The 12,720-nt window shown below is 70.2% G+C and carries 10 protein-coding genes and 1 pseudogene; 3 read left to right on the forward strand and 8 right to left on the reverse strand.

Annotated features, from left to right (window positions below; translation table 11 throughout):
- Positions 1-3 precede the first annotated feature (3 nt).
- Positions 4-1,251, reverse strand: a complete 1,248-nt coding sequence (locus tag OG841_RS01180; RefSeq protein ID WP_328643245.1) for a sugar ABC transporter substrate-binding protein — start codon at positions 1,249-1,251, stop codon at positions 4-6.
- A gap of 43 nt (positions 1,252-1,294) precedes the next feature.
- Entirely contained in the window at positions 1,295-3,268 is a 1,974-nt protein-coding gene (locus OG841_RS01185; RefSeq protein ID WP_365115777.1) for a glycoside hydrolase family 127 protein, read from the reverse strand.
- Between the two features lie 280 nt (positions 3,269-3,548).
- Here OG841_RS01185 and OG841_RS01190 point away from each other — a divergent pair, with 280 nt between their 5' ends.
- The gene (locus OG841_RS01190; RefSeq protein WP_328643243.1) at positions 3,549-4,571 is read left to right on the forward strand and encodes a LacI family DNA-binding transcriptional regulator; all 1,023 of its coding nucleotides are present in this window, start codon (positions 3,549-3,551) and stop codon (positions 4,569-4,571) included.
- A gap of 265 nt (positions 4,572-4,836) precedes the next feature.
- Here OG841_RS01190 and OG841_RS01195 read toward each other — a convergent pair whose 3' ends face one another.
- Positions 4,837-5,133, reverse strand: a complete 297-nt coding sequence (locus OG841_RS01195; protein WP_371562654.1) for a hypothetical protein — start codon at positions 5,131-5,133, stop codon at positions 4,837-4,839.
- Positions 5,134-5,385: 252 nt separating this feature from the next.
- Here OG841_RS01195 and OG841_RS01200 point away from each other — a divergent pair, with 252 nt between their 5' ends.
- Entirely contained in the window at positions 5,386-6,135 is a 750-nt protein-coding gene (locus tag OG841_RS01200; RefSeq protein ID WP_365115780.1) for a GNAT family N-acetyltransferase, read from the forward strand.
- Between the two features lie 312 nt (positions 6,136-6,447).
- Here OG841_RS01200 and OG841_RS01205 read toward each other — a convergent pair whose 3' ends face one another.
- The 5 genes and pseudogenes from OG841_RS01205 to OG841_RS01225 all read right to left on the reverse strand — a co-directional run.
- Positions 6,448-7,653: a globin domain-containing protein gene (locus OG841_RS01205; RefSeq protein WP_365115782.1), complete on the reverse strand. Its 1,206-nt coding sequence runs from the start codon at positions 7,651-7,653 to the stop codon at positions 6,448-6,450.
- Between the two features lie 464 nt (positions 7,654-8,117).
- Positions 8,118-9,110, reverse strand: a complete 993-nt coding sequence (locus OG841_RS01210; protein ID WP_365115784.1) for an Acg family FMN-binding oxidoreductase — start codon at positions 9,108-9,110, stop codon at positions 8,118-8,120.
- Between the two features lie 442 nt (positions 9,111-9,552).
- Positions 9,553-10,566, reverse strand: a complete 1,014-nt coding sequence (locus OG841_RS01215) for a 2-hydroxyacid dehydrogenase (protein ID WP_365115786.1) — start codon at positions 10,564-10,566, stop codon at positions 9,553-9,555.
- A 79-nt stretch (positions 10,567-10,645) separates the two neighbouring features.
- Positions 10,646-11,185, reverse strand: a complete 540-nt coding sequence (locus OG841_RS01220; protein WP_365115788.1) for a DUF1003 domain-containing protein — start codon at positions 11,183-11,185, stop codon at positions 10,646-10,648.
- Between the two features lie 239 nt (positions 11,186-11,424).
- Positions 11,425-11,570: pseudogene (locus OG841_RS01225) on the reverse strand (LuxR C-terminal-related transcriptional regulator); the annotation flags it as partial.
- Between the two features lie 309 nt (positions 11,571-11,879).
- Here OG841_RS01225 and OG841_RS01230 point away from each other — a divergent pair.
- Positions 11,880-12,593: a CBS domain-containing protein gene (locus OG841_RS01230; protein ID WP_328643236.1), complete on the forward strand. Its 714-nt coding sequence runs from the start codon at positions 11,880-11,882 to the stop codon at positions 12,591-12,593.
- Positions 12,594-12,720 lie beyond the last annotated feature (127 nt).

A 12,720-nucleotide genomic window follows, 5' to 3' on the forward strand; every position in this document is an offset into this window, starting at 1 on the left:
GTCCTAGCCCTTCTCGGCGCTCGACTGGGCCGTGTCCAGGGCGTCCTTGGGGCTCTTGCCGCCGGAGAGGGCCGACTGGACGGCGGTCCACATCGGCTGCGAGATGGTCGGGTACTTCGAGCCCAGACCGCCGCTGGTGCGGCCGCGGGCCGCGGCGACCGCGCTCACCCACGGTTCGAGCTTCGGATTGGCCGCCACCTGCTTGGCCTGCACGGCGGCCGTCGGGGCGATGTACGTCAGGGTCGTGTCCGTGGCCAGCAGGTTCGTGTCGTTGGTGAGACACTCGACGATCTTCTTGGTGACGTCGTAACGGGCGCTGTCCTTCTGCACGGGCACGGTGACGAACTCGCCACCGGTGGGCACCGGCGCCGAACCGCCGTTCTGCGCGGGGACGTTGATGACGCCGTAGTCGAAGCCGGCCTTGTCGGCGTTGCCGAGCTGCCAGGTGCCGTTCTCGCCGAAGGCGTAGTCGCCGGTGGCGAACTCCTGCCAGCTGGTGGTCTGCGTGTTCTGCAGGACGTCCTTGGGGGCCAGTCCGTCGTCCACCCACTGCTTCCACAAGGCGAGGGCGGCAACTCCCTTGTCGGAGTCGAGCCTTGTCAGATCGCCGCCCGCGCCCCAGAACCACGGCAGGAACTGGAAGCTGCCCTCCTCCGTGTTGATCGCGGAGAAGGTGATGCCCTTCTTGCCGGCCGCCTTGACCTTCTGCAGGGCCGCGGTGAGGGACTTCCAGTCCTTGATGGAGGCCGGGTCGACGCCCGCCGCCGTCAGGACCTTCTTGTTGTAGTAGAGGGCGAGCGTGTTGGCGCCGATCGGGACGCCGTAGGAGGCGTCGTCGATGGTGCCCGCGCCGATGATGTTCTTCTGGATCGACTTGGTGTCGAGGCCGAGGTCGCTCGTCTTGTTGAGGATTCCCGCCTCGACGAGCGTGGAGACGACCGGGTTGTCCACCAGCATCACGTCGGGCGCGTTGCCCTGCTGGGACGCGAGCAGCGCCTTGTTGCCGAGGTCGGTGGTGTCGTACGCGGTGCGCTTGACGCTCACCCCGGCCTTCGTCCCGCAGTCGCTGACGAGCTTGCCCCACGGGGAGGAGGCGTCGAACTGCGGGTACGGGTCCCAGAAGGTGTACGTGCCTCCGGACGCGTCGGTGGAGCCCGACCCGTCGTCGGAGCCGCCTGAGCAGGCGGTGAGGGAGGCGAGGGTTCCGACGGCGGCGAGCGCGGCCAGGAGCGTGCGGCGGTTGGGTATCACGGGGTGACCTCGTTGTCGTGGAAGAGGGGAAGGCAAGGGGGCTTCAGGAGGTGGGCAGCCAGACGCGCATGCTGCCGTCCTCGCGGTTGGCCCAGGCGTAGTAGGGGACGGCGGTCAACTCGACGGGTTCGCCGTCCTGTTGCAGTGAATCGGGCGACTCGTCTACTGGGGCGTACGGCCACCAGCCCGCGTCCGGGACGTGCCGCCGGCTGCCCGCCACCACCACCGTGGTGACGCCGCCGAGCAGGTCCGGGCAGTGCTTCACGGCCAGTGGGCGGGTGGTGTCGACCACGATGTCGTCCAGGCCGCCGCCGGGGTGGTCGACCCCTTCCAGGCAGTAGACGAGGGGTCCGCGTTCGATGGCCACGCAGCCGCGTACGGCGTCCACGCGGGGGTCGGCGGCGGTGAGGCGCGGCTCCAGGGAGAGTTCGAGGACGACCTGGTCTCCGGGCGACCAGGTCCGCTCCAGGCGCAGCCAGCCGTCGGCCACGGGAGCCTCGTACGTGTCCTGCCCGCACCGCACCCGAAACTCCCGGCACCACTGCGGGATACGCAAGGAGAGCGTCCAGGGCTCTGCCGGGGTCTCCTCGACGGTGAGGGCGATCGTGCCGTGCCAGGGGTAGTCGGTCTCGGCCCTGATGACGGCCAGGTCGCTCGCGTAGCGCCCGGAGGCGTACTGGTGGATCTGCAGGCCGTTGTCGTCGCTGCTGGCCAGGTAGTGCTCCAGGCTCGCCAGAAGGCGCATGACGTTGGGCGGGCAGCAGGCGCAGCGGAACCAGCGGGTGCGGCGGGCCGACTGGTCCCCGCCGGGGTCGGTGTGGCCGTCGCGGACCTGGAGCGGATTGACGTACAGCCAGCGCTCGCCGTCCAGCGACACCCCGGCCAGGAAGCCGTTGAACAGGGTGCGTTCGATCAGGTCGGAGTAGCGGGCCTCACCGGTGAGCAGGGCCATCCGCCAGCTCCACTGGATCGAGGCGATGGCGGCACAGGTCTCGCAGTAGGCGCGTTCGTTGGGCAGTTCGTACGGGTCGCCGAAGTCCTCCTCCTCGTGATGGGCGCCGAGGCCGCCGGTGAGATGGGTCTTGGTGGTGGTCATGGCGCGCCACAACCGCTCGGCGGCGGTGCGCAGTTCGGCGTCGCCGGTCTCGGTGGCCAGGTCGGCTGCGGCGGCCAGCAGATACAGCTGTCGTACGGCGTGACCCTCGACGTTCGTCGCCTCGCGCAGCGGGACCCGGTCCTGGCAGTAGGCCGCACCGCCGAGCAGCCCGTGGCCGTAGCGGTCGACGAAGTAGGCGGCCAGGTCGAGGTAACGGCGCTCGCCGGTCTCCCGGTACAGCTCGACCAGGGCGGTCTCGACCTCGGGGTGGCCGTCGATGCCGTCGATGGGCTTGCCGCTGCCGGGCGGCCCGAAGACGGAGTCGATGTGGTCCGCGAACTTCCTTGCCACGTCGAGGAGTTCGCCACTTCCGGTGGCCCGGTGGTGGGCCACTGCCGCCTGGATGAGGTGGCCCGCGCAGTACAGCTCATGGCCCCAGCGCAGGTCCTGGTAGCGCTCGCCGCCCTTGACCAGCTGGAACCAGGTGTTGAGGTAGCCGTCGGGCTGCTGGGCGCCGGCGACCAGGGCGACGATCCGGCTGACCTCGGCGGCGAGGTCGTCGTCCGGGGCCAGGTCTCCGTCCGAGGCCGGGTCCCCGTCCGGGACCAGGTCTTCGCCCCGCGCCTGGGCGAGCTGCCAGGCGGCTGCCTCCAGCCACTTGTAGACGTCCGTGTCCACGAAGGGATAGGCGCCCTGGAACTCGCCCGCGGCCGTGCCGGCCGCCAGCCTCAGGTTGTGCAGGTTTCCGGCGGCCTCCAGCAGTGCCGGTCCCTGCGGGATGGAGACATGTGCGTTGCTCGCACGGCGAGCCTGCCAGAACCCCGTATCGATGCCGACAGCGGCGGGGCGCAGTGCGGCCCGGCTGTCCGGGCCGAGTCGGACCGGTCCCGTCGCGGGCAGGGCGGAGCGTGTGCGGGGCATGGCTCTCCGGTGGTGAGTGGCGGGACAAGACCGGCGTACGGCCGTGACGGGCGCCGTTCGCCAAGGCCCGCTCCCCGTGCACGAGGAGCGTCGAAGGCGGGTGACCGACTATCTGGAACCCATTTGAGCAATCGTTTTCTCATCGAGAATGTAGAGGGCAGACCACCTGACAGGTCAAGGGTCGCGCCAGGTGTTTGTTCAACTTTTCCCCGGACTGGCGCAACGCCGCCGCACCTGTCACGATGTCGGGCGTCTGACTCACCCAGGAAAAGGTTTGCCCGTGACTCCTGCTGCTCCAGACTCTCCTCCGGCCGGGCGGGCCCGGCTCGCCGACGTCGCCGCCCTCGCCGGCGTCAGCGTCGGAACGGCGTCCAAGGCGCTCAACGGCGCCGGACGCATGCGGCCCGAGACCCGGCAACGAGTGCTGGACGCGGTCGCGCAGCTCGGATTCAGTCCCAACCAGCACGCCCAGAGCCTGCACAGCGGCCGCAGCTGGACGGTCGGCCTCATGACCACGGACGGCATCGGCCGCTTCAGTACCCCGGTGCTGCTGGGCGCCGAGGACGCGCTCGGGGCGGGGAAGATCTCCGTCCTGCTGTGCGACACCCGGGGCGACGCCATCCGGGAGCAGCACCATCTGCAGAACCTCATGGACCGCCGGGTGGACGGCATCATCGTCACCGGCCGCCGCACCGATCCCCGGCCGCCGCTGCCCGGCGTGGAGGGCATCCCGGTCGTCTACGCCCTGTCCCCCTCCACCAACCCGACCGACACCTCTGTCGTCACCGACGACCGCGGCGGCGCACGCCTGGCAGTCGAGCATCTCGTGGCCACCGGACGTACCCGGATCGCTCACGTCACCGGCCCGCAGCACCACGCCGCCGCCCGCGAGCGGGCCCGGCACGCCGTGGAACAACTGCAGGCCGCCGCGCTGGAACCCTCCACCGGGCGAATCCATCACGGCGAGTGGAGCGAGGCGTGGGGCCGCCGGGCCACCGAGGCGGTGCTGCGCACAGCGCCGGACACGGACGCGTTCTTCTGCGGCAACGACCAGATCGCCCGGGGCGTGACGGACGCCCTGCGTGAGCGCGGGGTGGCGGTGCCGAGCGACATGGCCGTCGTCGGCTACGACAACTGGGACACCATGGCCCTGGCCAGTCGCCCGCCCCTCACCACCATTGACATGAACCTCTCCGAGATCGGCCGTATCGCGGCCCTGGAACTGTTGCGGGCCATCGACACCGAGCCCCGGCCGGGCGCGCACACCGTGCCGTGCCGGCTGGTCGTGCGCGAATCCAGCTGAATGCGGACGCCGGCCCGCGCGGATCCCCGGTTCCGCGTGGGGGCGGCCCGGCACCTAGCCGCCCTCCCGTCCCGGGCACCGCATGCACCCCAACCGGCTGTCCCGGCCGCGGCAACCGGGGGCACCGACGGGCCGACGACATGCAGGCGCGAGCGCCGTCCTTCCTGAGCACGTTCATCCGTACGCGCCTGAGCACATCAGCGTGTACGCCGACAGGCCGCCGAGTTGGACGGCACCTACCGGAGTTGTTGCCTGTTCTGTTGGGTCATGAGGGTTCTGCACATTTATCGTCCAGATCGTCCAGGTCGTCGTAGAAGAGGGGGTTGAACCAGGCGCGGGACGACCTGGGGAGGGCGAGGAGCAGGAGACCGGGCACCACCCCAAAGAAAGCAGTCGCCACAAACCGGGCCCCGCTGTTGCCCTGCCACAGGCCGAGGACCGTGGCGCCAGGGAAAAGAGCAAAGAGCACCGCGAACAGTGCCCGCGGCTCGCCCGCGCCGATCGCAACCACGATCCCGAATATGCCAGGGACGAGGGCGAACAGCCCCACCCAGGCGATCATGGCGATGACCGGAGGTGGCGGCTTCCGTTTCCGCGAGGCTGTGTGAGAAGGCGGCATGATGAGCAATATGTGCTCCGGCCCTGGGCCGGTCGAGATCTTCAAGAGACCGTCACAGCCAGACGTCATCCGGGAAGTGACACCCCTTGGGTTTGTGCGTCGCTCGCCGCCCCGGTGACTCACAGGTCGAACCTCGTGTCTGCCCGGGCGTGGAAATCAGATGACCGCGGCTGCCCTCGTCTTCGACAATGACGCATGCTGATTGACCACTGGCCCCTGGTGGGACTGCGTCTGCGTACCCAGCGCCTGGAGCTGCGAATGCCCAGCGAGGATGAGCTTGCCGAGTTGGGCGAGCTTGCGGCAGAAGGCATCCACGAGCCGGACCGCATGCCCTTCCTCGTGCCCTGGACCGATCTGCCTCCAGCGGACCGGGCGCGCTCGGTGGTGCAGCACCACTGGTTGCGCAGGGGGAACTGGTCACCTGAGAACTGGGCCCTGAACCTCGTTGTCTTTGAAAATGACCAGGTCGTCGGCTTGCAGACCCTCGCAGCCCGGGACTTTGCCAAGCTGCGGGAGGTGAGCACCGCCTCCTGGCTCGGGGCACGGTTCCAGCGGCAAGGGATCGGTACCGAGATGCGTGCCGCAGTGCTGCACCTGGCCTTCGTCGGCCTGAACGCACTCGAGGCGATGTCGGGCGCCTTCGAGGACAACGCCTCCTCGTTCACCGTATCCATGAAACACGGTTACGAACTCGACGGTGTCGAGCGGCATGTGGTGCGTGGCCAGCCTGCGATTATGCGGCGGCTGAGGCTGACGCGAGCCCGCTGGGAGATGCACCAGCACGTCCCGGTCTCGATCGTCGGGCTGTCGTCCTGTCTGCCGATGTTCGGTCGTTCGGACGACAGCCGCGCGGGCCTCCAGGAGGCGGCCTCGTCACCCGGTTGCACGACCCCGACAAGCACCAGCTCCTCTCCGCCGGCACCGGGCGGTGCCGTCCCTGCGTGACAGGCGGTGTCGAAATCCAGGCTCTGGCTCTCGTGGCCGATGATCACGGCGTACACGAGGTCGAGTGCGGGCGTGGCGACGCCGGTGAGGACGAGGATCAGCGCGTCGGAACGGGTGGCCTTGGCCATGGCCCGGAGCGAGCCGACCTCGACCATCCGGATCGCCGTGACCAGCACGAGGGAGGCAACGGTTCAGCTCCGGGTGGCCCAGCGCCGCCAAGGCCTGCCTGATCGGCAGGGGTGCCGCGGTTCTGGGCGCCTGCGACTACCGGTTCGGCACCGGCCCCGCCCCACCCTTCTGCGGTGCCTGTGCTCAGCCTTCCGCGTGGGCCAGCCACAGGTCGGGGCCGAAGACCTCGTAACGGATGTGGCGGGCGGGGATGCCGGCCTGCAGGAGTTGGGCCCGGACCGTGCGCATGAAGGGCAGTGAGCCGCACAGGTAGACGTCGGCGTCGGCGGGCAGGTCCAGTCCGTCGAGGTCCATCAGACCGGTGCGGGCGCCGGGTTCGGCGGCGGCGTCCTGTTCGTACCAGAACTCGGCCCGGGCGTCGGGCAGTCCGCCGACGAGGCAGCGGGTGTCCGCGCGCAGGGCGTGGTCGGCCGGGGAGCGGTCGGCGTGCAGCACCGTGACCGGGCGGGCGGCTCCGGTCGCCCCGAGGTGTTCGAGCATGCCGACCATCGGGGTGCAGCCGATGCCGGCGGAGACCAGCAGCAGCGGGCTGTCGGCGTCGTCGAGGACCACGTCGCCGAACGGGGCGGACAGGGTGAGTTGGTCGCCGGCCCGGACGGTGCGGTGCAGCTGGTTGGACACCTCGCCCTCAGGGGCGTCGGCCACGCTCGCGACCCGTTTGACGGTGATACGGCGCAGCTGGTCGCCGGGGGCGCCGGAGAGGCTGTACTGGCGCACCTGGTGTATGCCGTCGGGCATCTTCACGCGGACGCTGACGTACTGGCCGGCCCTGCCGGAAGGGATCGGGCCGTCGTCGGCCGGGCGCAGCAGGAAGGACACTATGTCGGGGGTTTCCTCCCGCCGCTCGACGACCGTCCACTGCCGCCACGGATTGCGGGGATCGACCTGGGCCTCCTGGTACAGGCGGGCCTCCCGGGCGATGAGCGCGCCGGCCATCAGCCAGTACACCTCGTCCCAGGCGGCGGCGACCTCCGGCGTGACCGCCTCGCCGAGCACGTCGGCAATGGCCCCGAACAGGTACTTGTGGACGATCGTGTACTGGTCCTCGGTGACACCCAGTGCGGCGTGCTTGTGGGCGATCCGCGACAGCAGCGCGTCCGGGCGGGCGTCGGGGTCGGCGAGCAGTGCCTGTGCGAAGCCTGCGATGGACCCGGCCAGAGCACGGCGCTGTTGTCCGCCGGCCTGGTTGCCGCGGTTGAACAGCCCGTCCAGCAGCTCTGGTTGCTCGGCGAACATCGTGTCGTAGAACCGCGCCGTGATCTCGTCCAGGGCTCCGCCGACGGCGGGCAGGGTGGCACGGACGACGGTGGCCGACTCGGGCGAAAGCATGGGTCTCCTCAGCAGATGGGGTGTGCAAGGGGATTGGTGCTCACCATCGTGGCTTGATCCATGTACGGGGCCGAGGGCCGAATGGCCTTCTCTTTAAGGCCGATCGGCTCGTGTGGATGCGGACGCCCCCACCAACGGACGCGTCGGCGGCAACAGGGCCCCGGCCACCTCTCGGTCCGAACGGGCCACGGAGTCGAGCCCGGTTTCCGTGCGGGTCACCGGCGACCGGATGCGCCAAACACGTCAAGGACAACCGACAGCAACGTGGGGCCGGCACGTCCCTCATCGCGTCCCCGCGCGCCGTGCCGGAAGTGCGTGAAAGACGCCGATCGCAAACGCCCTCGTCCCGTCGCGAAGAGGAAACCGTCCCACAACTGCACCGTGCCGCTGAGCGAACACTCACAGTCGCGCTCTCACAGCTGCCAGCGATCGCAAGGCCCGGTCAGACGGAAGCGGTCTCGCCGTTACACGATGTCCAGAACATCAGCGACCGGGCGGCGGGGCGTGGCCGGACCCCGCGGGCCGTAGCCGAGACGCAGCACCATCTGCACCTGCCCCGCGCCCGATCCCGGATCGCGGACCAGCAGGCGCAGCTCGGGGGTCTCCAACGCGTGGGAGGTCAGGGAGGTGGCCAGGTCGGCCAGGGTTGCCTCCAGGAGCACCCGTTCCAGTGCCTGCCCGGCCCGCAGCCAGTCGGCGGGTCCGTCGCCGCGGGTGTTCAGCAGGGCCAGGTGCGGGGTGTACTCGAAGGTGGTGGTGCCGCGGTCGGCCACCGGCCGGCGCCCGGCGAAGTCCCGCACCGGGGCCTTGCCGTCCCACTTGCGCGGCCCGAAGGCGTACTCGGGGACACCGTCGACGGCGCTGTCCGCCTCCGGGCCGAGCCGGGTCCAGCGGACGAGGTCCTCGCGGGCGCCGGAGTCCGTGACATCGCGGCTCTCCGCGTCGCGGACCAGGTCGAGCACCGTCTCGGCATGCCAGGGGCCGGGGAAGAGCAGAGCGGCCGACTCGCGTGCCGCGGCATCCTGCAGCGTGGTCCGGATGTCCTCGGGGATGTCCTTCTCCGCGAAGGGGTGGCGGCTGGTGTGGCGCTGCCGGATCACCGCATGCAGCCGGGCCAGCTCGTCGTCCGGCGCGCGCCCGGCCTGCCCGGTCAGATGGACGGCGGCGAGCAGGAGCGGGTCCTGCGCCTCGGGCAGCAGCCGGACGTCGGGGGTGAGGCCCGCGTGCGCGGCGGAGACGCGCAGGTTGAACAGTGCCGCCCCGCAGCCGATGTGCAGCGCCCGGTTGCCGTGATCGGAGCGTGGCATGGCCCGCTCGAGGTCGGCGTACAGCAGCAGGAGACGTTCACCGGACAGGAAGCGGAAGCGCCATGGCTGAGCGTTGTGCATGGACGGCGCCGCGGTGGCTTCGGCGACCAGCGTGGTCACCGTCTTCTCATCGAGCTGTCGCAATGCCATGACATCCTCCTCGCGCGCGCCGGCCGGGACGTGGATCCCACTGACGAGGTATTCCACTGACGCTAGGCGGACACGCCACACGGCTGTGGCGGTCAGCCCGCACCTGGCCGTCTCATCCCAGTGTCCGCCTCATGGGACCTGCCGGGCGTGCGAAACCCCGAATGCCGCCCATGCGTCTGCGCGACGCCCCCGGTACCTGGAGTGATCATTCGGTCTCAGGCTCGGGGGGATTTCGGAGGGAGCACGCTGGGCTACGGCCAGACGCCTGCCCACCGGGCTCTGCACCGTGGGCAGGTGAGCAGACTGCTCTCAGGGCGCGCCGCGCCCCGAGGCCGGGGGTGGGTGCGGACGCAGGGCCCGTGGTCGGGTTGCCATCCGCGTCGGGTACGGAAGTCTCCCCGATTCCGAACGGCCCGAGCCGTGCACGCACGGGTCCGGCGCCTCAAGCGGCGGGCGACCGGACGAGCGTGTTGTCACCGCTGCGGCCGGCGACGTAGTCCGCGACATTGGCCACCGTCGTCTCGGCGATCTGGCCGACGGCGTCCCGGGTGAAGTACGCCTGGTGCGAGGTGACCAGGACGTTGTTGAAGGTCATCAGCCGCGCGAGGCGCTCGTCGGTCATCACTTCCAGGGACTTGTCGAGGAAGAACACGCCGGCCTCCTCCTCGTACACGTCCAGGCCGACGCCGCTGAGCCGTCCCGCGCGCAGGGTTTCCAGCAGGGCGCCGGTGTCCACGAGGCCGCCGCGGCTGGAGTTGACCAGGAGCGCGTCGTCCTTCATCAGCCCCAGGGCACGCGCGTCGACGAGGTGGTGGGTGTCCGGCAACAACGGCACGTGCAGGCTGACCAGGTCCGCCTCGGCGAACAGCCGCTCCCGTTCGACGTACTGCATGCCCAGGGCCAGGCAGTCCGGGTTCTCGGCGACGTCCCAGCCCAGCAGCCGCATCCCGAAGCCGTGGGCGATCCGTGCGAACGCGGTCCCGATCTTGCCGGTGCCCACCACACCGGCCGTCCGGCCGTGCAGGTCGCGGCCCATCAGCCCGTCGAGCCGGAAGTCGAACTCCCGTGTGCGATGCGCGGCGCGCACGATCCGCCGGTCGACGGCGAGCGCCAGCGCCCAGGCGAACTCGGCGACCGAGTAGGGCGAGTAGGACGACACCCGGGCCACCGTCAGGCCGAGTTGCCCGGCCGTCGACAGGTCGATGTTGTTGTAGCCGGTGGCCCGTTGGGCGATCATCTTCGTGCCGCCCGTGGCCAGGGCGCGCAGGACCTCGGCGTCGAGGGTGTCGTTGACGCTGGTGAGCACGATCTCGTGCCCGGACGCGGTGGGGGCGGTGTCCCGGTCGAGGAAAAGTCCCAGACAGCGCAGTTCATGCCGGCCCGCGAACTCACGTGTGAATGCGCTGTGCAGCAGCGGTTCCTCATCCGCCAGGACGCCGTACGCAATGGCCTCCACGTGCTTTCTCCTTCTGTGGTGCTGCGGCCCCGGACGACACCGGGCTGCCCCGGTCTCGTGGTCCGGTGGTGAGCGGGATTCAGAGGTCTTGGGGGTCGACCGGCGTCCCACGCTGCTCGAAGTCCATCTCTGCCTTGCTCTGCGCGATGATCTCCTGCACGTGCTGCTCGATCTGCTGAGGGTCGAGGCCCAGTGCCTTTCCTATGTGAACCGACCACACCTCGGAGCGCAGGTTGGTCTCGAAGTCCAGATCGGCGCGTACGTTCTCGCGTGCCGCCTGCCGGTTCTGGCTGACCATGACGAACGTCGACAGGAAAATCGCTTCCAAGCTGACGATCATGGTGAGCAGCCCGTAGGGATACGGGTCGAAGATCGCTGCCTTCCCGAGCAGGCCCTCGTTCAGCACGATCCAACCTATGAACCAGAGAGCGTGCAGGTAGACGAACCGCATCGTTCCCGCGAACGAGGTGATCGCGTCGGCGACACGGTCCTGCGAGGTGCGCATCCGTGCCAGCCGGACCCGCTCGTGGGGAACGCGGACAGCAGCGCTCCCGGGACGGCTCCGGCCCGCGGAAGCGGGGCTGCGCTCATCGGCGGAGCCCGGCTGCACGCCCTCCATCCGTCGTCCTTTCGATCGGTGCCCGGTGGTGATCGGGGTCCGCTCCCAGCGTGACAGCACGGAAGCATGTCATGTGGGGCCGCATGGGGACGGCATCGGGGAGGTTCGGCCCAGCCGCCTCCCGCGAAGAGCACCGGTCGGTTCCCTTCGCGCCGGAGCCGATCCTGGGCCTGGGTCTGGGCCTGGGTCTGGGCCTGGGCCTGGGTCTGGGCCTGGGTCTGGGTCTGGGCCTGGGTCTGGGTCTGGGCCTGGGCAGCCATCACCGCGGCCTGGATGCCGCGCTCCGCGCCGAGCTTGGTCGGCACCGGGAGATGTGGTTCTCGACCGTGTTCTCCACGAGGAAAAGCCGCCGGCCGATCCGGCGGTTGGTGAGTCCTTCGCCGATCCGTCCCGTCCACGGCCAGGGCGATGAACTCCCTTCCATCGGCCTCGATGTTCCGGGGCAGTTCGGTCCTCGGCCCAGGGACGCTCGGCCCTGCCCCCACCTCCGTCGGGGAGGGAAGCTGAAGGAAACAGCACCAGGGGCCGGCCACACGGGACGGTCTGGCACGACGGCATCGACCAGTACGGCCGAGCAAGCCCGTGCGCTCCGGCCCGGTGCCCATCGCGGAGCGACGCGGCTCGACGCCGATCCGGCGCAGCGCTCGGCCGCACTCCGCCGGGGAGACGACGGACAGCGAAGAAAGTGGGCGTGATGACGCACATCGTTGGTGACGTGATGACCCGCGAGGTCATCGAAGCCCGCCGGGAAACGCCGTTGAAGGATCTGGCACAGCTGCTGGACCGGCACCGGATCAGCGGGCTGCCCGTGGTCGACCACGACGACAAGGTCCTGGGCGTGATCTCCGAGACCGACCTGATCCGTCGCCAGGCGGCCCAGTCCGCCGACCGTCCTGTACGTCGGTTCCGCGTGCCGGCGTTGCGACGCTCCGCCCGCCGCGCGGCCGCCGTCACCCGGGCCACCACCGCGGAGGACCTGATGACATCCCCCGCCATCACGGTGCACCCCGAACAGCGCGTGGCGGACGCCGCGCGCGTGATGGAACGCCACGGCGTCGAACGCCTCCCGGTCGTGGACGAGGAGGACCGGCTGATCGGCATCGCCACCCGCCGGGACCTGCTGCGCGTCTTCCTGCGCACCGACGAGGAGATCCGCCGGGAAATCATCGCCGAGGTGTTCACCCGCGCCATGCGCCTGCCGCCCGACACCGTGACCGCCTCGGTTCGGGACGGCATGGTCACGCTGGAAGGGCGCCTGGAGCGCCTCAGCGACATTCCGTTGGCAATCCAGCTGACGTACCGGATCGACGGTGTGGTCGGCGTCGTCAACAGCCTGACGGGCGGCGTCGACGACGGCCGGGCCCCGACTCCGCCGGGGCCGGGCAGGAACAGCCATCACGTCGGCTGAAACCCTCTGCCGCAGGGGCCCGGATCGGGGAGTCGTCTTTCGAAGGCTGATCGGTACCGGTACGCGCGATCGTCCACCACGGAGTTACCGTCCGCCCGCACCAACGCACGGGCAGACCGCGCCGCGG

It is taken from the genome of Streptomyces canus, from assembly GCF_041435015.1.
Classification (GTDB): Bacteria; Actinomycetota; Actinomycetes; order Streptomycetales; family Streptomycetaceae; genus Streptomyces; species Streptomyces canus_G.